General features: G+C 33.4%; 17 protein-coding genes. 6 read left to right on the forward strand and 11 right to left on the reverse strand.

The window, feature by feature from the left end; all coding sequences use genetic code 11:
• Nucleotides 1–234: 234 nt before the first annotated feature.
• The 4 genes from AC2A1C_RS01325 to AC2A1C_RS01340 form a co-directional block, all read right to left on the reverse strand.
• Complete coding sequence (locus tag AC2A1C_RS01325; protein ID WP_484022717.1) at nt 235–2,151, reverse strand: M1 family aminopeptidase; 1,917 nt, start codon at nt 2,149–2,151, stop codon at nt 235–237.
• A 79-nt stretch (nt 2,152–2,230) separates the two neighbouring features.
• Nucleotides 2,231–3,688: a D-alanyl-D-alanine carboxypeptidase/D-alanyl-D-alanine endopeptidase gene (gene dacB, locus AC2A1C_RS01330; protein ID WP_484022719.1), complete on the reverse strand. Its 1,458-nt coding sequence runs from the start codon at nt 3,686–3,688 to the stop codon at nt 2,231–2,233.
• 150 nt (nt 3,689–3,838) lie between these two features.
• The gene (gene priA, locus AC2A1C_RS01335; protein WP_484022720.1) at nt 3,839–6,286 is read right to left on the reverse strand and encodes a replication restart helicase PriA; all 2,448 of its coding nucleotides are present in this window, start codon (nt 6,284–6,286) and stop codon (nt 3,839–3,841) included.
• 167 nt (nt 6,287–6,453) lie between these two features.
• Nucleotides 6,454–7,620, reverse strand: coding sequence for a proline dehydrogenase family protein (locus AC2A1C_RS01340; RefSeq protein ID WP_484022722.1), 1,167 nt, complete (start codon nt 7,618–7,620; stop codon nt 6,454–6,456).
• A gap of 901 nt (nt 7,621–8,521) precedes the next feature.
• On the opposite strand from AC2A1C_RS01340, the gene aroB reads away from it, so the two are divergent.
• Both aroB and AC2A1C_RS01350 read left to right on the forward strand, forming a co-directional pair.
• The gene (gene aroB / locus AC2A1C_RS01345) at nt 8,522–9,559 is read left to right on the forward strand and encodes a 3-dehydroquinate synthase (protein WP_484022724.1); all 1,038 of its coding nucleotides are present in this window, start codon (nt 8,522–8,524) and stop codon (nt 9,557–9,559) included.
• A 268-nt stretch (nt 9,560–9,827) separates the two neighbouring features.
• On the forward strand, nt 9,828–10,427 hold the full coding sequence (locus tag AC2A1C_RS01350; protein ID WP_484022726.1) for a porin family protein: 600 nt from the start codon (nt 9,828–9,830) through the stop codon (nt 10,425–10,427).
• Between the two features lie 69 nt (nt 10,428–10,496).
• Here the strand turns inward: AC2A1C_RS01350 and purF are convergent, their stop codons facing one another.
• The 6 genes from purF to AC2A1C_RS01380 form a co-directional block, all read right to left on the reverse strand.
• The gene (gene purF, locus AC2A1C_RS01355) at nt 10,497–11,990 is read right to left on the reverse strand and encodes an amidophosphoribosyltransferase (RefSeq protein ID WP_484022728.1); all 1,494 of its coding nucleotides are present in this window, start codon (nt 11,988–11,990) and stop codon (nt 10,497–10,499) included.
• Between the two features lie 179 nt (nt 11,991–12,169).
• Nucleotides 12,170–12,889: a phosphoribosylaminoimidazolesuccinocarboxamide synthase gene (purC, locus tag AC2A1C_RS01360; protein ID WP_484022730.1), complete on the reverse strand. Its 720-nt coding sequence runs from the start codon at nt 12,887–12,889 to the stop codon at nt 12,170–12,172.
• A 53-nt stretch (nt 12,890–12,942) separates the two neighbouring features.
• Entirely contained in the window at nt 12,943–13,857 is a 915-nt protein-coding gene (locus tag AC2A1C_RS01365) for a TolB family protein (RefSeq protein ID WP_484022732.1), read from the reverse strand.
• 69 nt (nt 13,858–13,926) lie between these two features.
• Nucleotides 13,927–17,622: a phosphoribosylformylglycinamidine synthase gene (locus AC2A1C_RS01370; RefSeq protein WP_484022734.1), complete on the reverse strand. Its 3,696-nt coding sequence runs from the start codon at nt 17,620–17,622 to the stop codon at nt 13,927–13,929.
• Between the two features lie 116 nt (nt 17,623–17,738).
• Nucleotides 17,739–19,166, reverse strand: a complete 1,428-nt coding sequence (gene purB / locus AC2A1C_RS01375) for an adenylosuccinate lyase (RefSeq protein ID WP_484022736.1) — start codon at nt 19,164–19,166, stop codon at nt 17,739–17,741.
• Between the two features lie 100 nt (nt 19,167–19,266).
• Nucleotides 19,267–19,860: a thioredoxin family protein gene (locus AC2A1C_RS01380; protein ID WP_484022738.1), complete on the reverse strand. Its 594-nt coding sequence runs from the start codon at nt 19,858–19,860 to the stop codon at nt 19,267–19,269.
• Nucleotides 19,861–19,952: 92 nt separating this feature from the next.
• On the opposite strand from AC2A1C_RS01380, the gene AC2A1C_RS01385 reads away from it, so the two are divergent.
• The 4 genes from AC2A1C_RS01385 to AC2A1C_RS01400 are packed head-to-tail and all read left to right on the forward strand — an operon-like array spanning nt 19,953 to nt 23,045.
• On the forward strand, nt 19,953–20,831 hold the full coding sequence (locus tag AC2A1C_RS01385; RefSeq protein ID WP_484022740.1) for a lysophospholipid acyltransferase family protein: 879 nt from the start codon (nt 19,953–19,955) through the stop codon (nt 20,829–20,831).
• A 37-nt stretch (nt 20,832–20,868) separates the two neighbouring features.
• The gene (locus AC2A1C_RS01390; protein ID WP_484022741.1) at nt 20,869–21,834 is read left to right on the forward strand and encodes a glycosyltransferase family 2 protein; all 966 of its coding nucleotides are present in this window, start codon (nt 20,869–20,871) and stop codon (nt 21,832–21,834) included.
• A 7-nt stretch (nt 21,835–21,841) separates the two neighbouring features.
• Complete coding sequence (locus tag AC2A1C_RS01395) at nt 21,842–22,483, forward strand: alpha/beta hydrolase (RefSeq protein WP_484022742.1); 642 nt, start codon at nt 21,842–21,844, stop codon at nt 22,481–22,483.
• 4 nt (nt 22,484–22,487) lie between these two features.
• Nucleotides 22,488–23,045, forward strand: a complete 558-nt coding sequence (locus tag AC2A1C_RS01400) for a 3'-5' exonuclease (RefSeq protein ID WP_484022744.1) — start codon at nt 22,488–22,490, stop codon at nt 23,043–23,045.
• Between the two features lie 129 nt (nt 23,046–23,174).
• Here the strand turns inward: AC2A1C_RS01400 and AC2A1C_RS01405 are convergent, their stop codons facing one another.
• Nucleotides 23,175–25,565: an aldehyde dehydrogenase family protein gene (locus AC2A1C_RS01405; protein WP_484022746.1), complete on the reverse strand. Its 2,391-nt coding sequence runs from the start codon at nt 25,563–25,565 to the stop codon at nt 23,175–23,177.
• Between the last annotated feature and the right edge of the window lie 34 nt (nt 25,566–25,599).

A 25,599-nucleotide genomic window follows, 5' to 3' on the forward strand; every position in this document is an offset into this window, starting at 1 on the left:
TAAGTTAATGATGTTGAAAAACTTCAAAAAAAAATTTTCTAAGAGTAATATGCAATTCCTTTAATTACCTTAAAAACAATAAAACATTTTTTCTCTATAACCCTTTATTTTCCAATATTTTAAAGAATATCTAGAAACATTTGAGAAATTATCTTTCTTATTGAAGTTTTAATTTTGCTAATTTACTAAAAAAAGCCCTCAAAAGAAGGCTTCTAATTATTAAATATTTGATTTCTACTCTTTAATGAATTTATAACTCTGCCCCAGAAGTTTTATGATATAAGTTCCTTTGGATAATTCAGAAACTGATAAAGATTTTGTAACGGATCCTTTTCTTAGCAATCTTCCGTCAATAGAAAAAATTTCATAACTCTGTTTCGATGATATTCCTTCGATATTAAGAATATCCCTAACAGGATTTGGATAAATCTTTATGGTGTTTTGCGAAATATTTTCAACAGAAAGTAAAGGATCCATAGCAACAGTAGAATTACGCTCCAATATTTGATATTCATAATTGAATTCAACAGAGGAAACGGTAAAATTCACAATTTCATCAAAATATTGATCATTTGTGGTATTATTCAATGCAAAATACGCCACTTCTCCATTCGTTCCGTTCACTTTTATAGGTAATAGCATTTCAAAAAAACTTACAGAAGCATTGCTTTGTGTCTGGCTTACTTTAAAAACAATATGATTTGCTCCTTGTTTCCATTTTATAGTATATGTTGGATACCCTTCTCCATAAATCCAGTCATTGAAAAATCCTGTAAAATCCTTTCCTGTAGATTGAAACAATGATGCATTCAGATCCGGAGTTTTTGCATAGTTGTAAGCTAAATTTGAACGGCTTGCATAATCTTTTAGGGATTGATAAAAGATAGTATCACCAAGAATCCATTTCAGCATTCTCAGTACAAAACCGCCTTTGGAATAGGTAAGTCTTCCATCAAAAATTCTGAATTCACTTCCCAGATTATTATCCGGAACATATACCGAACCATTAGGATTGGAAGTAATATAATCCTTCTGACCGGCAAGATAATTCATAAATTCTGTATAAGTATTGAATAATTTTTCTTTTGCAAGATGTTGCCCGAATGTTGCAAAACCTTCATTCAGCCAAATGTCATTCCAAGCTCCACAAGTAATTTTATCTCCAAACCATTGATGAGCGAGTTCATGAGCAATAATATCTTTTCCCCAAGATCCCATTGTTGACATCGTTGCATGTTCCATTCCTGCTCCTAAAAATGTCATTTCCATGTGTCCATATTTTTCATTACGATATGGATAAGATCCAAAATATTCTTCAAAAGTATTCATTACTGTTTTTGTCCATTCAATTTCACTCATGCTTGATGTATTGGTAGCTGTAGAAGGAAATACATAATTCACAAAAGGAAACGGCGGATTCCCGATTGTATCATTGAATTTTACATAATTGGTAACTCCGATAGCTACAAGATATGCCGGAATTGGATAATTTGTTCTCCAAAATGTTTCTATTTTATTATTGGGCAAAACCGTTACAGAAACCAAAGTTCCATTTCCGGCAGTGCTGTATTGCGATGGAGAAGTTATTTTTAAGTCTACACGTTCTATTTTATCATTCAGACTTTGTTTGGTTGGAAACCATTCTTGAGGTCCATAAGGTTCTGTTATTGAAAAAGCAATAGATCCGTTTGCATGAGTTTTAAAATATAATCCTCGGGTAGACGAATTTGGAACTCCTGAATAAGATATAGAAAGCGAATCCAAAACATTTGCAGACAAAGCAGATGGAAAATCAATTTTAATCTCTTTGGAAGAAAGCTGAGAAAAAGAAAGATTGGTATTGTGATATTTCACTTCAGAAACGGTAAGTGTGTTTGTAAGATCAAAATAAATACTGGAAATATTCTGATTCGGAGTGAAATGTGAAGTTACTTTTCCTGAAATAAATACCTGACTCGGATCTATTTCTAATTCCAATCTCTGATACCGCAAATCATAATTTAATGTATTTGGATTTACATTATAATCTACCATTTTTAAAAAATTCTTCGCCTCTGCTGCAATGAGACCTTTCATCTCTGCCTCCTCATTTTTCTGCGAAAAGGCAAACATGTAGAAAAGAAAAAAGAGTACAAAATAGATATTTTTCATCCCGATAATTTTAGATTAAAGATACAAAAAAACCTTTCAGAAAATTCCCGAAAGGTTTTGTATTGTGTTTAAAAAAATTTTAATAGCTCAAAACAGGTTCCAATATTTGCTCCATTCTGGATTTCACCTGATCTACAGAACCTGAATAATTGTTAATCAACAAAGAAAAAACCAGTGTTTTTCCTGTGTTTGTTTTCAAATATCCGGCTAAAGTTTTTACTTTGCTCAGCGTTCCGGTTTTTGCATTTATATTTCCGTAGCCACTTCCGAAAAACATTCTTTTCAAAGTTCCGTCTTGTCCACCAATCGGAAGAGATTCAAAATACGATTTGAAATATTTTTTATCCATTAAAGAAGACAGAAATTTCACCTGTGAAATAGGTGTTACAGTATTACTTCTGGAAAGCCCGCTTCCGTCTGCATAATTAAATCCTGAAGCATCAAAACCAATATTTTGCAAATGCTCTATCACAGTACTTCTTCCGGAATCCAACGTCTGATCTCCTTTTTTCTGGAAGCCAACCATTCTAAGAGTAGCTTCAGCCAAAGAATTATCACTGTGTTTATTGGTGTAATTTACAATTTCTTCCAGAGTTGGAGATTTGTAAGATGAGATAATTTTTCTGTTTTCCGGCTGTGCATCTACCATTTTGGAAACCACTTTTCCTGAAATTCCTACTCCGTTTTTCAACATTGATGTTCTCATGTTATTCGCAAGATAAGCCGGTGCATCAGGAAGTTTTGTTTCGATGTAATTCCCATTAAATTCTTCAGCATACACAATTTTTTGCGTATAAGGAGAAATATAGAAATATCTTTTGGTTTCAGAAAAAGGACTGGATTGTTTCACCACCAGTTTTTCTTTTCTTGGATCAATATTTAGTGTACTTCCTACTGGTAAATAATAATTCCCATGCTCCATCCATACAATTTTTTCAGGCAGGCTTTCCAATTTATTTTCTTTAAAAACAGCCGTCTGAATGATGATATCTCCGTTTACTTTCTTTATACCTTCGTATTTGATACTATTGATAAAGTCAGAAATTATACTACTATATGTCGCTGCTCCTGCTTTTCCGGTACCAATAGAAGGATCTCCACTTCCTACTACATATAAATTTCCGTTCAGAATGCCATTTTCATCAATAGATCCGGAATACTCCAACTGCGTTACCCAACGAAATTTTTCGCCTAAAAGGCTCATTGCTGTTTCTGTTGTAAGAAGTTTGGTTGTAGATGCAGGAATTAATGGTGTATTCTCATTATAAGAGCTAATTACTTTTTTAGACTTCGGATCATAAACTACAAAACCCCAGTTTGCATTTCTCAGAACCGGATCATTCATCATTCCTTCAAGATTTACATCAATTTTTTCTTTTGGAGATAAAATGATATTTTCAGATAACGGAGTCTTTAATAAAGGATTAATATGATTATCATAAGAAGGAGCAAATGATGTAGAATAACTTCCCTGCCCAAAAGCAATTGCAGAAATTGCTAATGAAAAACCTGTTAAATAATTTTTAAGCCTACCCATCAAATATTTTTTCAATTATGAATTAAAAAATAATTATGTCAAATCAAAAAAGACAAACATAACATAGTTTCCAACGATCAAAAGTAAAAATTATTATTAAAAATCAATACGTTGAAATTATAAAACAGGCATAAATACTGTTAAAGTTTGTTAAAAATCAACAAAAACATTCTTTTTGATAGAATGATAAGCAGTAATATCATCAAATTCATCAAAACTCTGCAAAACCAGATTTTTAAATTCAGAATAGTTTTTTCCTCTCGGAAGTTTAAGCAAAATTTGATATTGATAAAGTGTATTGATTCTTGCAATCGGCGATTTTTCCGGACCAAAAACACATTCTTCCGGAAGATATTTTCGCAAAACCGAACCCATGAATTGTGAAGCTCGAAAAACTTTATCTTCTTTACGGTGTTTCAGTTCGATGAGGATTAGTTTGGAAAAAGGAGGATAATGAAATTTGTTTCGTTCCTCTAAAAAATAATGATAAATTTTTTCAGGATTATTTTCTTTAATTAATTGAAAAACAGAATGATTTGGATTAAATGTTTGAATCAGAATTTTCCCTTTTCCGGAGAATCTTCCTGCTCTTCCTGCAACTTGGGTAATTAATTGATACGCTTTTTCTTCCGCACGAAAATCCTGAACATACACCAATTGATCCGCCCTCGGAATTCCCACCAATTCTATACAATCGAAATCCAAACCTTTGGAAATCATTTGTGTACCGACTATAATATCCGTTTCTCTTTCTTCAATTTTTTCGTACAATTTTTCATACGCAAATTTTTTCCGCATAGAATCTACATCCATTCTGTCTACTTCTGCATCAGGAAAAACTTTAGAAATTTCTTCATGGATTTGCTCTACTCCAACTCCACGTTCGTTCAGATTTTGCGAATGGCATTTCGGGCAAAATGCTGGTTTTGAAGCTCTTTGTCCACAATAGTGGCATTTCATTTCGTTGGAAGATTTGTGATACGTCATCACCACATCACAATTGGAGCAATAGGTAACATATCCGCAACTTTCACATTCCACAACATTGGCATAGCCGCGACGATTGTGCAAAAGCATCACCTGATTTTTTTCTTCCAGATTTTTTCGGATTTCTTCTATTAATTCAAATGAAAAATTTCCGGAAACTTTTTTCAAATCCTGAGCTTCTTTAAAATTAACCAGTTCAAATTCAGGAAGTTTCACATTTCCGAAACGTTGCCCCAGAAAAACATACTGTAATTTATTTTTTTGGGCAGCGTAATAACTTTCAATAGAGGGAGTTGCAGAACCAAGAATGCACTTTGCATCGTAAAAATTTCCCAAAACCAAAGCTGCATCTTTCGCATTGAAATAAGGGGAAACTTCTTTCGGTTTGTAAGCGGAATCGTGCTCTTCATCCACAATAATTAGTCCTAAATTCTGAAACGGAAGAAAAAGTGAATTTCGGGTTCCGATAAGAATTTTTAATTCATTATTTTTAATTTTTCGCCAAACTTCAACTCTTTCAAAATCCGTAAGTTTCTGATGATAAAAACCTAATTGCTTTCCGTATTTTTTTTCAAGCCTTTGAGTAATTTGTTTGGTCAAAGAAATTTCGGGAAGCAGAAACAAAACATTTTTTCCTTCGGAAATGGTTCCTTCTATTTTCTCTAAATAAATATGCGTTTTTCCGGAAGAAGTAACGCCATGAAGCAACACATTTTTGTTTTCAGAAAAGGCTTTATCAATTTCGTTTTTTGCCAAAATCTGCGTTTCAGAAAGTTTTTCCAATTCTTCCGTTTCGCCTTCATAACCTTCAATTCTATCTTTCTGAAGAAGAAATTCCTGAACCAGATTTTTGTCAATCAAGGATTTTAAATGTACATTAGCGAAATTTCCATCAGCAAAAAGTTCTGATTTCCGAATCAGAGTTCCGGGATTTTCTACCTGTTTGGAAAGAATGAGAAGGAAAAGTTCTTTTTGTTTTGGGGCTTTATTCAGTTTAGATAAAATTTCCGAAAGTCTTTCATTCTGCAACAGTTCTTCTTCAATTTTTACATAGGAAATTTCTTTGGCTTTATATTTTTCCGAGATTTTTTCGTCTACTTCAATGTACTGTAAATCAATTAAAGAATTAATAGTTCTTACAATATCTTTTTTCGGGATAAAAGCCTCAATATCCGTAAGATTAATCAATTGCCGAACTTCCAGAGCCTGAATAAGATACATTTCGTTCACATCCAGAATTTCAAAATCTACAACAACGTTTGGTTTTAATTTCAAATACGTTTCACTTTCCAATTTCAAAGAACCGGGAAATGCAAAACGATAAATTTCGCCTAAAGTACAGAGATAATATTCGGAAAGCCAGTTCCAAAATTGAATTTGAGGCTTCGGCAAAATAGCAGCTTCGTCGAGCAAACTTATGATTTCCTTCGGAATAAAGTTTTCAGGCTGATTTTGATGAATTTCAAAAATGATTCCTGTATAAATTTTCTTGCCACGAAACGAAACCAAAACCCGCATTCCAATTTCAGTTTTCTCCAGAAGTTCTTCAGGAATTTTGTATGTAAAAGTTCCTTTCAGATTGAGCGGTAAAATGATTTCGGCAAAGTACATTTAATTACAAAAGTAAAATAAGTTTCGGCTAAAGCCAAATTGAGCATGAATAAAAAAAGCAGGCAAAAGCCCACTTCATTTTTGTATAGATAATAATTGATATGAATATTTATATTTTTATCTATGAAAGAATTGACACGCGATAAATCGCGTCTCTACAATTATTTTTATTTTTTTCTACGTTCTAATTCTTTTTGAATCAATCCCAATTCTCTTCCGGTTTGTCCAGCAACAGAAGTATTTTCCTGAGCTCTTCTCGTAAGATACGGAACTACATCTTTTACAGGACCATAAGGTAAATATTTGGCTACATTATATCCTTTGTCGGAAAGATAAAATGTGATATTGTCGCTCATTCCGTACAATTGTCCGAAATAAATATGCGGATTATCGTTTTCCAGATTTCGAGCTTCCATTTTATCCATTACCAATTCCGTAGATTTTTCGTTATGAGTTCCGAAAAAAGCAGAAACTCTATCCAGATTTTCCATTACGAAATCTATTCCGGCATTATAATTATGATCTGTTGCTTCCTTAGTTGGCTGAATCGGATCTTCATAATTTCTTTCTTCCGCTCTTGCTCTTTCTTTTTCCATGTATGCACCACGAACAATTTTATAACCGATAAAATATCCATTTTCTTTTGCACGATTCAGATGTTCCTGCATATATTCCAAACGTTTGGTTCTGTACATTTGAATGGTATTCCAGACAATAGGTTTTTCTTTATTGTATTTTTCCATCATTTCTTCACAAAGCTGATCGGCTGCATCTTGCATCCATGTTTCTTCCGCATCGATCATCACTTTTTTATCATTTTCCCAACATAGTTTGCACACCTCATCAAAACGCTGTACTACTCTATTCCATTCTTCCTTTTGACTGGTTGTAAGTTCTGCATTTTTTCCAATTTCTTCATACAATTCAATTCTTCCGAAAGCCGTCGGTTTGAAAACAATAAACGGAATGGCCGGATTGCCCATAGAAAATCGTACAATATCTTTAATCTCTTTGCAAACCGCATCAAACGTTTCTTCTTCTTCTTTTCCTTCAATGGAATAATCGAAAATGCTTCCTACTCTACGCTTGAAAAGTTGTTTTACCACTTTCATGCTTTCTTCTCTGGTCTCACCACCACAAAATTGTTCAAAAAGAGTTTTTTTTACGATTCCGCCTACAAAAGGAAAATTATTGTGAACCGTAAAATTAAGAACGGAAGTTCCCAATTTTGTAAGTTGCGGCTGCTCAATCATCTTAAACATCCAATATGCTTTTTTGAGTTGGGCATCCGTTTTGTCGGCAAAAGCGACTCTAGTATCATTGAAAATGGACATTATTTTGCTAAATTTTCTATTTCCCAAATCTACTAATAGTTCAAGAATTGGTAAAAATAAATTTTGAAAACTTTGTTTTTCTTTTCATACTAATAAAGTAACAAAAAAATTATGATTATCCGTATTTAATCATAACGTTTAACCTTAACGCAAAGTTTGCAAAGATTTTTATAACAAATATCCGTTTTTTTAAGCTCGCAAAGGCGTTTCATTTAACAAAGAACAAAACAACTTTTTCAATTATGACAAATTACGGACAATCATTAAAAAATTTATGGTTCTTCGCTAAAAACTGTGGAATTGAGTTTCAAATGTTTTTCATGATCTTCAATTCTCTGTTCTTTTGTCTTGAAACAAATCTTCGACTCCGCTCAGATTGACCAAAAGTTCAAGACTTGAAAACTCGGCTAAAATTTTGAAGAATTTCCTAAAATCTCCAAAACTCGGGCGGAAGCAAGGCTTGTCCTTCATAAAAAGAGTAGTGACGCCACTCAAACAGTGGAGATTTTTTAACGGAAATTCTTCAAAATTTTTTAACGCCTCCGTTTCCTATGTCGAGATAAATCCAATGGATAATAATTTAATTTCCATACTTTTTGGCGAAGAGTCAAATTTTTAATTACATACTATTATATATTTACAATTTTGATTTTCTATAAATTACAAAAATATGCACGAAATTTGTCATGCTGAAAGCATCTCTACAAAGATTATTTAGATTCCTACGGAATGACAAACTCCCTGTTTATAAGGATTTTTAAATATGAAGTTAAGTTATGGCCTCAAAAAATTTATTAAAAAAGTAATTCAAAGTTCAAAAAGCAATCTTACAAATAAATGAATTTACTCTTCGTAATTCAAAAAACTTTTGTGACTTTTGTAGTATTAATAATTCTATAAAATGATTTCTGTTTTAGATCAAAATTTTTCTCAACTCAATGGTTTTTTAGAAAAACAAAAACCAAGCAAAATTTTTATTCTTTGTGATGAAAATACCCATGAATATTGCCTTCCTTCACTTTTAGCCAATCTGGAAACAGAGATTCCTTTTGAAATTATTGAGATTGAACCGGGTGAAGAATTAAAAACCATAGAAACGGCAACACAATTGTGGGAAATCCTTTCAGAATTTGAAGCAGACAGAAAAGCATTAATGCTGAATTTAGGGGGCGGTGTTATTACGGATTTAGGCGGTTTTGTTGCTTCTACGTATAAAAGAGGAATTAAATTCATCAACATTCCGACTACTTTATTGGGAATGTGTGATGCTTCCATTGGCGGAAAAACGGGAATTGACCATCAGTTTCTGAAAAATATTGTCGGAACTTTTGCAATGCCGGAACAAATTTTTGTCTATCCGAAATTTTTGGAAACTCTTCCTTTTACAGAATTAAGAAGTGGTTTTGCAGAAATGCTGAAACACGGATTGATTGCCGATGAAAAACACTGGAATGACCTCATTTCCATTGAAGAACTGACAGCTGAACATATTGCTCCTTTCATCGAAAAATCTATGCAAATCAAACAAAATGTGGTGAATATAGATTTTAAAGAGCAAAACATTCGTAAAAATCTGAATTTCGGGCATACGATTGGTCATGCTTTGGAAAGTTTGTTTCTGCAAAAAGGAACTTTAATTCCTCATGGAGAAGCAGTTGCATTAGGAATGATTTGTGAAGCGAGGCTTTCTCTTTCAGAAAATCTGATTCCGGAAAATATCTTTCAAACTGTTGTTGAAAATATCCAAAAATTCTTTCCGTATATTTCTATCAATGAATTTCAAGATGAAGAAATAGTATCTTTAATGCAAAACGACAAAAAAAATACGGATGGGAATATCAGCTTTTCCCTAATTGATAAAATTGGAAGTTGCCAATACGATTACAAAGTAAAAAAAGAACACCTTATTTCCAGTTTGGCATACTATCGAAATCTTTGATTTTTTAAATAATTTCAATTTTAAAGATCAAATTTGGGGCGAAAAAAACAATTTTTTTTGCACTATTTTCTGTGTTACAAAATATTTTTCATTTTTCTCGAATTTTAAAAACAACAACTTGACAATCAACTATTTAATTCATCAATTTATTTAATCATTTGTTTAATTTTTGGCGTAATTTCTTTCATTTTTTCTTTTTTGGCAAGCATTTTGGAAACACCATTTCATATTAATCTTCTAAATATTTAGGAATTAAAATCAAAAAATTATGAAAAAGATTTTTTTAGGAATGGCAATCGCCATAAGTTCTTTGACATTCGCACAGACATTTGGTTTGAAAGCAGGAATAAACGTTTCATCCATTTCCGATGAAGGATTTGATGACACCAAATCAAAAGTAGGATTTGCAGGTGGTCTTTTTATGAATGCCCCACTTGGTGATAGTTTTAGCATTCAGCCAGAGGTGATGTATAGCCAATTAGGAGCAAAAACAGATTACACTATTGGCAATACAAAAGCATCCAGCGAATTAAAATTAGACTATATTACAGTTCCTGTAATGTTCCAATACAAAGCAACTCCACAATTCTATCTTGAAGCAGGACCAGAATTTGGATTTCTAGTGAGTGCAAAAGGTAAATCGACGGTGAACAACAATAGCTCCACTGTAGATTTGAAAACTGATAATTTTAATAAATTCAATTTTGGCTTAGGTTTAGGTGCAGGGTTTGACATTACCAAAAATTTTGGAGTCAATGCGAGATATATTGCAGGTTTCAGTGATGTAACAAAACCAGAATCCGATCCAAGCACAGATGCGAATAACAAAAACAATAATTTCCAAGCAGGAGTTTATTTTAAATTTTAATAAAAAACACAAATTCTTCATAAATAAAAAAGCCGTGAATTGTAATAATTCCCGGCTTTTTTCATTTTATTAGTTGAATAAGTCTATCTCTTCTCCTTTTTCTACAGGGTAATTTTCTGTAAAACATCCAAAACAATGATTGGGACTTCCCAGAATCTCTTTCAAATTTTCCAAACTTAAAAATTCTAAAGAATCAACACCCAAGTATTTACGCAATTCATTAATGGACATATTTGCCGAAATAAGATCATCTTTGGAAGGGGTATCAATTCCTAAAAAACAAGGTGCAATAATCGGTGGTGAAACGCTTCTGAAATGAATTTCCTTAACACCAGCATCTTTAAGAATTTTTACAAGTCGTTTTGAAGTTGTTCCGCGTACAATGGAATCATCAATAATTACTACTCTTTTTCCTTTTATTTCGGAAATGATGGGATTCAGTTTCAGATTTACCACTCTTTCTCTCATTTCCTGTGTAGGAATAATAAAACTTCTTCCAATATATCGGTTCTTGATTAAAACCGGACGGAAAGGAATGCCCGAAGCTTTGGAAAAACCAATAGCAGCCGGAACTCCGGAATCCGGAACTCCAATTACAATATCGGCTTCCACAGGTGCTTGTTCCCAAATTTTTTCACCGGATTTTTCACGGATCTCATATACATTTATTCCTTCCAATGTAGTGTCGGGACGAGCAAAATAAATATATTCAAAAGCACAAAGTCGCCTCTCACAATTTTCTTTCACCAAAAACGATTGTAATCCTTTTTCCGTATCACTGGTATATACGATCTCTCCCGGCAAAATATCTCGCACATATTGAGCACCAACTGCGTCCAAAGCTGCAGATTCTGAAGCTGCAACAAAAGTTTTTTCATCAATTGCTCCTAAAACCAAAGGACGTATTCCGCAAAAATCACGAAAAGCAAAAAATTTATTTCTCGTCATTCCTACTACAGAATAGGCTCCTTCTATTTTCTCCATGGTTGCTTTGATAGCACCTCTCAATCCCAAATCAAGATTTTTCTGAATTAGCCTCAAAATAACTTCGGAATCCGAAGTCGCTTTGAAAACCACCCCTTCATCTTCCAATTCTTTTTTCAGCTGCTTTGCATTGGTAAGATTGCCGTTGTGAGCAATGGAAAGAATAATCTGATCCCATTCGTTTTTTGCAAAAAATGGCTGAAAATTATATTTCTTTTTGTCTCCTGCTGTTGTATATCTGGTATGTCCGATCACTCCGTTTCCCATAAAAGTTTCCGGATCGCCGATACTTTTGAAAACATCCAACACCAAACCTTCATCCTTTACATTCAAAATTTTTCCATCTTTCGATACGGAAATTCCACACGCTTCCTGTCCACGATGCTGAAGTGCAAACAAACCAAACTGTGCAAGTGAAAATGTATCGATTTCCGCTTCGGAATAGAGACCGAAAATTCCACATTCTTCCTGTGGAGAATCTAATCTTTCTTCCTGTATGTTCCGAAAAAGATTTCTTCCATAATTTCTTTCCCGAAATTGTTTCAGATAGTTTCCTTTCTGAATTTTTAAATCTTTCATTTTTAAAATTCTACCGTTTTTTTGTATATATTTTTTAAATTTTATTCTACCACAAAAGTCACAAAAGATTTAAATCATTCAAAAGAACAAAAAGGCATTATTAAAAAACCAACAATTTTTTGTTCTTTGTTCATTCTTAAATGTATTCAAGTATTCTTTTGTGATTTTTGTGGTAGAATTTATTTATTCAAAGCTATTTTTAATCGTTCATAAATTTCTACATACGCTTCCGTAACTTCACCCAAATCTCTTCTGAAACGATCTTTGTCTAATTTTTTCAGGGTATCTTTATCCCAAAGTCTGCACGTATCGGGAGAAATTTCATCTGCAAGAATAATTTTTCCATCAGAGGTTTTTCCCAATTCTATTTTGAAATCCACAAGAATGATATTCATTTTGTCGAATAATTCTATTAATGCTTCATTGATGCTATCGGCAAGCTCATACATTTCGTCCAGTTCTTCATACGTTGCTGCACCAAGAAAAACTGCATGATGATCGTTAATAAGCGGATCTCCCAATTCATCTTTTTTATAGCAAATATCAAAAATGGTAACCGGAGATTTAATGCCTTCTTCTACGCCTAATCTTTGCGCCATACTTCCAGCCGAATAATTCCTAACCACCACTTCCAAAGGAATGATGGAAACTTTTTTTACCAATTGTTCACGTTCACTAATTTGTTTGATGAAATGAGTTTCAATTCCTTTTTCTTTCAGATAATCGAAAATTAAGGTGGTGATCGCATTATTCATTTCACCTTTTTTGTCTACCTGTCCACGTTTTTGTGCATTGAACGCAGTAGCATCATCTTTAAAATATACAATTACTTCCTCCGGATCATCGGTAATAAATATTTGTTTTGCTTTGCCTTCATATAGCATTTCTCTTTTTTCCATTTTTATTTTTGTATTAGCAATTTATTATACTTCAATTATACTATAATTTGTTATTAATTTAATTTGATTTTGATCTTATAAATTTTACTTAATCCATTCTCATTTTTCATTATATATTCCTGAAAATCATCCGTGTTTTTAAATTTTCTAGCAACCAAACTTTCTCTTTTACTTGTAAAATATAAAATACCTGTTCTGGCATCATAAAACGGGCAGTATTCCATATATTTTGAATTAACCGAATTTCCAAGATTTTCAGCTTTATTCCAGTTTCCCGATTTATCTTTTCGGGAAATATATAAATCTCCACTTCCGAAACCATCTTTCTCATTGTATTTGGTAAAAATTAAAAAGTCTTCTTTTGGAGAAACAAACGCATTGAATTCATATCCTGAACTATTAATACCCTCTCCAAGAAGTTGTGGCTTATCATAATTCCCTGATTTATAATTACTAAAATAAATATCATCTTTTCCTAAACCGCTCGGAGATTCCAGAGTAAAATATAAATTTCCGTTATCGGCAAGTGTAGGATAGAATTCATTCAATTCTGTATTTATAGGACTTCCGATATTTTTAGGCTCACTCCATTTTCCATTTAGTTCTCGCTCTACAAACCAAATATCAAAATTCTTTGCTTTAAACGAATTTGGACGATCCGAAACGAAAAAAAGTTTTTTCCCGTCAGATGAAAGAAACGGTTCAAGATATTGAAAATCATCACAAAAAGATAAAATTTCAGGTTTTGTCCATTTTCCATTTTGCTTTCTGGTAAACACAATCTGGGAAATTTGCTGAGATGGACTCTGGATAGAATAATACGCTTCCTTTCCATCTTTTGAAAGGGTAAAATCCCGAACATTCAGAAATTGATTGATTTGCGCATCAAACAATTCAACGTTTTCTGGATTCTGACCAAACAAAAAAGCTGAACCAAAAAGGAAAATCAAAATTTTTAAGATATTCATTTTTTTACTATAAATGTAAGAATTATACTATTTTAAAAATTATCAATCGTATTTAAAAACTTCATATTTCTATTTAAAATACTCCACTCCGTTTTTGAAAATATTATGATAATTGGCAGTTGGGATATTTTTCATCAAGCCTTCCGAAAAACGTTCCGGATGTCCCATTCTTCCATATATTTTTCCGTTCGGACTTGTGATTCCTTCAATTCCGAAAAGTGAATTATTGGGATTGAAAGGCATTCCATGAGCAATATTTCCGTCAAAATCAACATATTGAGTGGCGATTTGTCCTTTTTCATATAAATTTTTCAAAACTTCTTCCGAAGCCATAAATCTACCTTCACCGTGAGAAATCGGAATTGTATAGATATTTCCTTTCATTCCTTTCAGCCAAGGCGAATCATCGTTGGTCACTTTTACATTTACCATTTGAGAAATATGTCTTCCGATTGCATTATGAGCCAAAGTCGGCGAATTTTCATCCAAATTTCTGATTTCTCCGTAAGGAAGCAGCCCCGATTTCACCAAAGCCTGAAATCCGTTACAAATCCCAAGAATCATTCCGTCTCTTTCCAAAAACCGGTGAACCGCTTCCTTCATTTTTTCATTTTTCAGAACATTCACAATGAATTTTGCAGAACCATCAGGTTCATCACCGGCAGAAAATCCTCCTGAAAAAACAAGAATTTGAGATTTTCCAATTTCTGAAATCCATACATTCAGACTTTCATCAAGAAGCTGATGATTCAAATTGAGAAGTGGCAGACTTGACACTTCTGCACCTTCTTTTCGGAAAGCATTTTGCGTTTCGTATTCGCAATTGGTTCCCGGAAAAATTGGGGCAAAAATTTTAGGTTTCGCAATCAAATGTTTCTTAATGCTAATATTTCTTGGATGGATAGAATTCAGTTTTTCATCAAATTCTACTACTTTCTTTTCCAGTTCTTTTGTTGGAAAAACAGTTTCAAATGTTTTTGTATTTATTTCGAGTAAATTTGAAATATTAAATTCTAAATCACTGATTTTGATAATTTTTAAATTTGATACTTCACCTATTAATTGAAGTAAATCATTTTCTAATTTTTCTGTACTTTCAAGAATTAATCCTCCAATATTCTTCTCCAGAATTTTATTTTCATCCAAATGAATTTCAGCTCCTAAATGATTTCCGAAACTCATTTTTGCAACGGCAACAGCAACACCTCCATCTTTAATAGTCTTTACCGAAACAATCTTTTTGTCCTGAATTTTAGAATGGATAAATTCAAAAATTTCTTTTAATTTTTCATAATCCGGAAGCCCGTTTTCCTTTGATTGATGGTAAAAATGATAAATGTAATTTCCCGCTTTTTTAAATTCCGGAGAAATGACATCCTCTTTTTTTCCGTTTGCACAAGCAAAGGAAATCAAAGTTGGTGGCACATTGAGATTCTGATATGTCCCGCTCATGGAATCTTTTCCGCCAATTGCAGCTAAACCAAGATTTATCTGTGCATCATAAGCTCCCAAAAGTGAAGCAAGAGGTTTTCCCCATTTTTCAGGGCTGTTTCCTAACTTTTCAAAATATTCCTGAAAACTCAATCTGATTTTTTTGTAATTTCCGCCCATTGCAACAATTTTTGCAACACTTTCTACCACTGCATTTGCTGCACCAATCATTGAATTTTGAGAAGAAATATCCGCATCAAATCCCCAACTTGCCAATGAAACGGTTTCTATATTTTTTGCATTCAGAACGGGCAAAGTTTGGACACTTCCTTCCGTTTCTGTAAGCTGGTATTTTCCGCCAAAAGGCATTGCTACGGTAGTTCCACCAACTGAAGCGTCGAACATTTCCGATAAGCCTTTTTGTAAAGCTGAATTTTTACTGGAAAGAAGATTATCAAAATTTTCTTTATTGAAGTTTATACTTTGATTTTCAATATTTTGCAAGTGCGAAACTTCTACTCGCTGCGATTTCGGGCAACCGTTCGTATCTAGAAATTCTCGGCTGAGATCCACAATTTTAGTTCCCTTCCAAAACATCTGCATTCTCCCCGAATCCGTAACTTTCGCTACTTCTACCGCTTTTATATTTTCTTTTTCACAATATTTAATGAATATTTCTTTATGGTTTTTATCAATTACAACCGCCATTCTTTCCTGAGATTCGGAAATGGCTAATTCTGTTCCGTTCAAACCTTCATATTTTACAGGAAGAATATCTAAGTTAATTTCCAGTGAATCAGCAATTTCCCCAATTGCAACAGAAACACCACCAGCTCCAAAATCATTGGATTTTTTTATCAGTTTTGTGACTTCCGGATTTCTGAATAATCGCTGAATTTTTCTTTCTTCCACCGCATTTCCTTTCTGAACTTCCGTAGACATGGTATGAATACTGTTTTCGTCCTGTTCTTTGGAACTTCCGGTTGCACCACCAACTCCGTCTCTTCCGGTTGCACCACCCAAAAGAATTACAATATCTCCCGATTTTGGTTTTTCACGTTTTACCCAATCTTTCGGAACTGCTCCCACCACAAAACCGACTTCCATTCTTTTTGCTTTATAACCTTCATGGTAAATTTCATTCACCAAAGTAGTGGCCAAACCAATTTGATTTCCATAAGAAGAATAACCATTCGCCGCTTGTTTGGAAATAATTTTTTGAGGAAGTTTTCCGGGCAAAGTTTCAGAAACAGGCTCTAAAATATTGGCAGCTCCTGTCAATCTCATCGCCTGATATACAAAAGCTCTTCCTGACAACGGATCTCTGATTGCACCACCTAAACACGTAGAAGCACCACCAAAAGGTTCAATTTCTGTAGGATGATTATGTGTTTCATTTTTGAAAAGCAAATACCAAGGTTCTTTTTTTCCGTCAAATTCTGCTTCAATTTCAATTGTACAGGCATTGATTTCATCAGAAACAACCAAATTTTCCAGATTTCCGGTTTTATGAAAATAACGAGCGCAAACTGTAGCCAAATCCATTAAAGAAATAGGCTTTAATTCACGACCTAAAAATTTTCTTTTTTCTATGTAATCGTTAAAAATAGTTTCTAACGTATGTCTAAAATTTCCTTCGAATATAATGTCGCTAAGTTCTGTCTCAAAAGTGGTGTGACGGCAATGATCGCTCCAATAGGTATCCAAAACTTTCAGCTCAGTTTCGGTAGGATTTCTATTTTCTGATTTAAAATAATTCTGAATGAATTCCAGATCGTCGAATCCGAAAGCAAAACCATGCTGATTGTAAAATTCCTTGAGCTGTTGAGTTGTAAAATCGTTAAATTGCTCATAAACAACTACTTCATTAGGAATTTCATTGTCAGGAATTTCTAAAATCCCGAGATTTTTTTCCTGAGATTCTACTTTATTAATTAAATGATTTTTGATTTTTGATACATCAGCTTCTGAAACTCCGGAAACTTCGATTAGTTTTCCGCTTCGTACCATTGAATCTTCAATTCCAGTCAAAAGAGCAATGCATTGCTGTGCAGAATCGGCTCTCTGATCGTATTGTCCCGGTAAAAATTCCGTAGCGAAATGTAAAGATTTTGCAGGATTTTCGAGGTGAAGAATATCTGTGACAGGATCAACAAAAGTATTGCTTATTACTTTTTCAAAACCTTCCTCATCAAGACCAAAAACATCATAAATATTATACACTTTTACATTCTGAACATGAGGAATGATGTCTTTAATTTCATTAAAAATTTTCGGACTTTCTACATCGAAAATTTCTTTTTTTTCTACGAAAATTCTTTTACTATTAGACATTAGATTTGTATGATTTTATAAATTTTGGCTAAAGCCCATTTGTTTTTCTTTTTTGTGAACGGGCTAAAGCCCGTTCCTATTAATAAAAAAATTGCAGCCGACAAGGCTGCAACATGCTATACTTTTAAATCTGCTTCCAAGCCTATCAAGCCGGCATATTTATCTATAATTGGCTTCACTTCATTTTTGATAAACTCTTCTGTCTGAATCGGTGCAAATCCAATAAAATTTTTAGGATCAAGAACCTCCATAATTCTGGACTTGTCCATTTTCAGGGAGCTGTCATTCATTATTCTTTCGATCAAATCATTTTCCTTGCCTTCCATTTTCACTTTTTTGGACGCTTCCATAGAATGTTGTCTTATGGTTTCATGGATTTCCTGACGATCACCTCCTGCTTTCACTTCCTCCATAATAATATATTCCGTTGCCATGAAAGGTAGCTCTTCCATAATATGTTTATTGATCCTGTTTTCGTACACAACAAGTCCGTCCATAATGTTATTCCAAATCAATAAAATAGCATCAATTGCTAAAAATGCTTGTGGAATGGTCAATCTTTTATTAGCAGAATCGTCCAAAGTTCTTTCAAACCATTGTGTAGAAGCGACCATTGCAGAACTTGTGGATAAGGACATTACAAATTTTGCTAAGGCTCCGATTCTTTCAGAACGCATCGGATTTCTTTTATAAGCCATTGCTGAAGAACCGATCTGATGTTTTTCAAAAGGTTCTTCTATTTCTTTTAAATTTTGTAAAAGACGAATATCATTGGTAAATTTATGCGCAGATTGTGCAATATTGGAAAGCAAAGCCACCACTTTTGCATCTATTTTACGGTCATACGTTTGCCCGGAAACTCCGAAAACTTTATCAAAACCAAATCTCTTGGAAAGTTCCTTATCCAAATGTTTTACTTTGGAATAATCTCCGTTGAAAAGTTCGAGAAAACTTGCGGCAGTTCCAGTTGTTCCTTTTACACCACGAAATCTTAAAGTTTCCAGAAAAAATTCCAATTCTTCAAAATCCAGAATCAAGGATTGTAACCAAAGAGTAGCTCTTTTTCCAACCGTTGTCAATTGAGCCGGCTGAAAATGAGTAAAACCTAATGTTGGTAAATCTTTGAATTTCAGGGCAAAATCGGATAATTTTTGAATGACATTCACCAATTGTTTTCGGATAATCAAAAGTCCGTCACGAATCTGGATCAAATCCGTATTGTCTCCAACAAAAGCAGAAGTAGCTCCTAAATGTATAATTCCTTTTGCTGAAGGTGCAACATCTCCATATGTATGAACATGAGCCATTACATCATGACGAAATTTTTTTTCATATTCCGCAGCTTTTTCAAAGTCGATGTTTTCGGCTTGTTCTTTTAGCTCTGTAATCTGCTCATCGGAAATGTCAAGACCTAAATCTTTTTCAATTTCAGCCAGTGCAATCCAAAGTTTTCGCCAAGTTTTGAACTTATTATTTGGTGAAAAATTATAGAGCATTTCCTCACTTGAATAGCGTTCTTCAAGAGGGTTTTTATAGGAATTCATTTTTACTTTTACTTTTTAGATGCACAAATTTACGGAAATATGATGACAGTTGAAAATCCAAAAAAACAAATAAAAAAGCTCCGTAAAACAGAGCTTAAATTTATTGACTATATTTTGATATCCAAGTATTGAAGAAATCTTTTACTTTTTCCAAACTATATCCATTTCCTTCTTCTAAAACTCCAGAATCCTGAGTATGAATCTGTTTTCCATTTTTATCCAAAATTATAAAAACTGGATAGCCATATTGATCTCCTGGATTTCCATATTCTGAAAATATCTTTTCATTTTTATTTTCGGGAGAGTAATTAAGATGGTAATACAAATAATTTTTTTCTACCAATTCCTTAAGCTCCGGAGTTTGCTGAACAAAATTATTAAATCTCAAACACCAAACACACCAGTTTCCACCTGCCTGAATTATGATATTTTTGTTTTCTTTCTGAGCCAATTTTATGAGTTCTGCAATTTTTTCTTCAGCATTTTCTTCAGGATGATAGGGTTTTGAAAATTTTGCTTTTTCATCAACAGCAGCTTTTTTCTTGGCTTCAGCTATTGCTTTTTCATCCGTTTTTACAATCAGTGATTTGTCTTTTTTTTCGGACAAATCTTTACGATCCATATTCTGTCCAAATCCAAAGAAACCCACAAACAAAAAAGCAAAGCTTATATTTTTGATACAATATTTTTCCATTTTAATTTAGATTACTTTTCAAAGTTAAACAATTTTTCTTCTGCAAAAAATAAAGCGGATGTTATATTATTATCTTTAAATTTGCAAATTCTATGAATATACTTTTCCGACTTGTACTGCTTATTTCAAAACTTCCACTGAGAATACAATACTTTTTCTCAGACATCATTTTTGTGGTAAGCTACTACATTATTGGATACAGGAAAAAGATTGTAAAAGAAAATCTTAGTCTTTCTTTTCCTCAAAAATCGGAGAACGAAATCGAGAAAATTCAAAAACAATTTTATTGGAATTTTTCTGATTATCTGGTAGAAACCATTCGTTCATTTACCATTTCTTCCCATGAATTGAAAGTACGCGTTCAGCATATCAATCAAGATATTTTTCACGATGCCAAAAAAGAAGGAAAAAATGTAATTCTATTGGCTGGTCATGTATTTAACTGGGAGTGGTTCAATGCTTTAGCTACGATTATTCCACAAGAAAAATGCTATCCGGTTTACAGAAAAGTAAACAACAGCTTTTGGGAAGAAAAAATTAAAAATATTCGGAACAGTTATGGAAATCACGCACTGGAAGCTCGCGAGGTAATCCGCCATATTTTTAAAAATCCAAACGATGGAAACTCTGTGTATATGTTTGTTGCAGATCAAACTCCGCATTTTTCAGATATTACTTACGGATTAAAGTTTTTAAACCAAAAAACTCCCGCCTTTATTGGGTATGATAAACTTGCCACAAGATTGGATCTTGCCTTTGTATATTGTGAAATGAAGAAAGTGAAACGTGGCTATTATCAGGTAAATTATTATCGGATTTATCCTGATAATGAAAAATTTACAGAATATGAAGTTGTGAAAAAATTTCATAAACTTTTGGAAAATACTATCCATAAAAATCCTGATAATTATCTCTGGTCTCACCGAAAATGGAAATACAAAGATTCAGTAAAACTCTATGACGGAGAATAAAAAAATACTGGAAAAATAGAAATTTTAAATCTTCATTTTGAATACACTCGCTATTATCATATTAAACTGGAATGGAACATCATGGTTGGAAAAATTTCTTCCCAGTGTTTTGAAGCATTCGCAAAATGCTGATATCTATGTGATAGACAATGCATCTACAGATCATTCTGTTCAGTTTTTGAAACAAAATTTTCCTACGGTAAAAATTATTATCAATGAAAAAAATTTAGGATTTGCCGGTGGCTATAATGAAGGTCTGAAAAAAGTAAATGCCGAATTCTACTGCCTTTTGAATTCCGACGTAGAAGTTACAGAAAATTGGATTGAACCTATATTACAACTATACTACAAAGACGAAAATATTTCTGCCATCCAACCCAAAATATTATCCTACTCAGAAAAAGAAAAATTTGAATTTGCAGGAGCAGCTGGTGGTTTGATGGATAATTTAGGATATCCATATTGCAGAGGAAGAATTTTTGATGATCTGGAAAATGACAACGGACAATATGACGATGAATGCGAAATTTTCTGGGCTTCCGGTTGCGCATTTTTTATTCGTTCTAAAGATTTCTGGGAGCAAAATGGCTTTGATGAACGATTTTTTGCTCATCAGGAAGAAATAGATCTTTGCTGGAGATTGAAAAATTCCGGAAAGAAAATTTTTTATACCTACAAGTCCACTGTTTATCATGTAGGAGGTGGAACTTTGCAGAAACAAAATCCTCAAAAAACCTATCTTAATTTTCGTAATAATCTTTCTATGATGCTGAAAAACCTTCCTTTTCCACAATTGATCTGGATTATATTTTTTCGGCTTTCTCTTGACGGAATTGCCGGAATTTATTTTGGAATAAAAAATGGTTTTCCCCATCTTTGGGCAATTGTACGAGCGCATTTTGGATTTTATGCACAACTTCCGGGAACTTTAAAACTTCGACAAAAAAAACAAATCAAAAATTATTTCCAAACAAAATGGTTGATTTTCAAGCATTTTGTTTAACAAAATAATGAGGAAAATCTTTATTCTGAGTGGATTAGGAGTTGATCACAGAGTTTTTGACAGTATTGATTTCGGAAATTTTGAAATTCAACACATTCCTTGGATTGCTCCGAATAAAAATGAGAGTTTAGAAAAGTATGCAAATAGAATTTCTGAAAAAATAAATGATGAAAATCCAATATTAATCGGGCTTTCATTTGGTGGAATGGTTGCAACGGAAATTTCAAAAATCAGAAAAATAAATACACTCATCCTTATCGCTTCTGCAAAAACAAAATATGAATTACCATTGACTTATAGAATTATCGGAAAGCTAAAAATTTACAAAATTTTGCCTTCATATCTTTTGAAAAAAGCTAATTTTATTTCTTATTATTTGTTCGGAATTACAGAAATGGAAGATAAAATTTTATTTAAATCTATTTTAAATGACACTGATCCACAGTTTCTGAAATGGGCAATAAGCAAAATTGTAAATTGGAAAAACAATTCCCTTCCTGAAAATTACTATCACATTCACGGAGATAGAGATAAAATAATTCCGATTAAAAATGTGAAATTTAGCCACAAAATTAAAGATGCAGGCCATTTTATGACTGTTACAAATGCAATGGAAATTTCAAAAATTTTGAATACGATTTTAACCTGAAACTATGATTGATTTTTGCGCCATAGATTTTGAAACCGCAACTTACGAAAGGCATTCCGCTTGCGAAATGGGAATCTGTGTTGTAGAAAACGGCGAAATTGTACAAACTAAAACATGGCTCATCAAACCTCCTAGTTTTCCTTATTTTAACAAACATAATATTGCTGTTCATGGTATTCATCCTGAAGAAGTAGCAGATTCACCAACTTTTGATGAAATCTGGTATGAAGCTGAAGAACTGATGTATGGAAATTTGATGATTGCACATAATGCTTCCTTTGATGCAGCAGTTTTACGAGGTTGTCTTGATTATTATGGACTTTTTAAACCTAAATTAAAATATCTTTGCAGCATTCAGATTGCCAAAAAATCATGGAAGCATTTACCCAGATACGGACTTAAATCTTTGGCAGAACATCATCAGATTTCATTCAACCACCACAGAGCCGGAGATGATGCGGAAGTCTGTGCAAAAATTTCACTTTTGGGTTTTGAAAAACTAATGCTTACAAGAAACGATGAAATTCAGGAAGTAATGAAAAAGAATATGAAAATTTTATAAATCTAAGTGTCATCATTTATAACTTTTTCCTAAAATAAACCAACCATTTTTCTGTACATCACCATAATGCAAAAATAACAACTCCCGAAAATTAAATTTCGAGAGTTTGCTTTATTTATTTTCAAAAATCTAAGCTCCGTAAGGAATCCAGATATTTTTAATTTCTGTTGCGTGACGAAGAAATTCTTCACCTTCACCTTGAGCATTATCCAGCCAATTTCTATATTTTCCGAAATTCAGCCAAGTACGTTTCATACTATCACACGCTAAAAACTCAATATCTTTGCAACCTTCATTTGTTCCGAAATACCAAATTCCATCAACATTATAATGTTTTGTCATTTCTTTTGCTAATTCGTCTTTGTGTCCGGTTACAATATTTACCGTTCCACCCGGAACATCTGAGGTTTCCAAAATTTGGTAAAAATCTGTCGCAGAAAAAGGATGCTTTTCTGATGGAACCACCACAACATTATTTCCCATTGCAATTGCAGGAATTACCGTTGAAATAAATCCAAGTAAAGGATTTTCATCAGGACAAACAATTCCCATCACACCGACAGCTTCAGGCATGGCCAAAGTTACCATTCTCTGAACTGTAGAATGCGCCTGTCCATCATATTTATCCGCAAAAGCTGCATAAGTATAGATTCTTTCAATGGATTTTTCCACTTCTTCCTGAGCAGATTCCGGAGATTGATTGGTCATTTCCACAATTCTTTCCGCAAATTCTTCTGCGCGAATTGCCAGATTTTCAGCAACATAATACAAAACCTGAGCTCTTGCATGACCCGTCATTCCAGCCCAAGATTTTTCTGCGTGAGCCGCTTCCACTGCATTTCTGATGTCTTTTCTGTTTCCTTCGGAAACTTCGCCGATATATTCTCCGAAAGCATTTTTCACATCCAAACTATATCCTCCATCTGGTCGAGCTTGTTTTCCACCGATATACATTTTTGCAGTACGGTCAATATCTTCAAGAATATTTTTAGATTTTTTCTCGGTTTTAGATTTTACAGCTTTTGGAACGATTGGTTTTGCAGAAAATTCTTCTTCGATTTTTGGTTTTGTATATTCATATAAACCTTCTTTTCCGCCTTCCCTTCCAAAACCTGATTCTCTGTAACCACCAAAACCAGAAGATGCATCAAACTGATTGGTACAATTGATCCAAACACTTCCTGCTTTAATTTTAGGAGCAATATCAAGAGCTAAATTGATATTTTCCGTCCAAATACTTGCTGCTAATCCGTATCTTGTATTGTTTGCCAAAGCAACTGCTTCATTGTGCGAACGGAACGTCATTGCTACTAAAACCGGCCCAAAAATTTCTTCCTGAGCAATAGTAGAAGATGTAGAAACATCGGTAAATAAAGTCGGTGGATAATAATATCCGTTTTTCGGAACTGAATTTGGCTGATATATTTCACAGCCTTCTTTTATTCCAATTTTTACCAATTCATCAATGGTTTTCACCTGAACTTTGTCCACAATTGCACCCATATCAACTGCTTTATCCAAAGGATCTCCAACTCTCAATTTGGACATTCTTGCTTTTAATTTTTTATAAAATTTTTCAGCAATGCTTTCCTGTACCAAAAGTCTGGAGCCTGCACAACAAACCTGTCCCTGATTGAACCAAATTGCGTCCACAATTCCTTCGATTGCAGAATCTATATCTGCATCTTCAAAAACGATAAAAGGTGATTTTCCGCCTAATTCAAGGGAAATTTTCTTTCCACTTCCGGCTATTTCCCTTCTTATAATTTTTCCAACTTCCGTAGAACCTGTAAAAGCTACTTTATTTACGTCTTTATGATTCACCAAAGCTGTACCTGCAATAGTTCCTTTTCCGGTGATAATATTGATAACTCCTTTCGGAAGACCTACTTTTTCACAAATTTCTGCAAAGAGAAGTGCCGTTAATGAAGTATATTCCGCAGGTTTAAGAACAATGGTATTTCCCATTGCAAGAGCAGGAGCTACTTTCCAAGCCAACATCATCAATGGAAAATTCCAAGGAATGATTTGCCCGATTACTCCCACTTCTTTGTACTCTTTCAGTTCGGTTTCCATTAATTTTGCCCAACCTGCATGATGATAAAAATGTCTTGCAACAATTGGAATATCAATATCTCTGGTTTCACGGATTGGTTTTCCGTTGTCCAGAGTTTCCAAAACTGCAAACAATCGGGAATGTTTCTGAATTTGTCTTGCAATTGCATACAGATATTTTGCTCTTTCAAAGCCGCCAATTTCCACCCATTTTGGAAGAGCTTCTTTTGCGGCTTTTACAGCATTATCCACATCTTTAGCATCAGCTTCTGCAAATTTTGCTAAAAACTCCTTATTTGCAGGATTGTGAGAATCCATATATTTTTTGGAATTCGGTTTTGTCCATTCTCCATTGATGAATAAATCAAAAGATCTTTTATGAGATTCCAGATAATCATAAGCCGGCTTTGCAGCTTCAGGAGCGGGACCGTAAACCATTGTATCGAATATTTCTTTTATTTCCATTTTTTCAGTTGTTAGTTGATAGTTGTTGGTTGAT

The sequence above is a fragment of the Chryseobacterium sp. HNCC26DJ241 genome, from assembly GCF_057180505.1.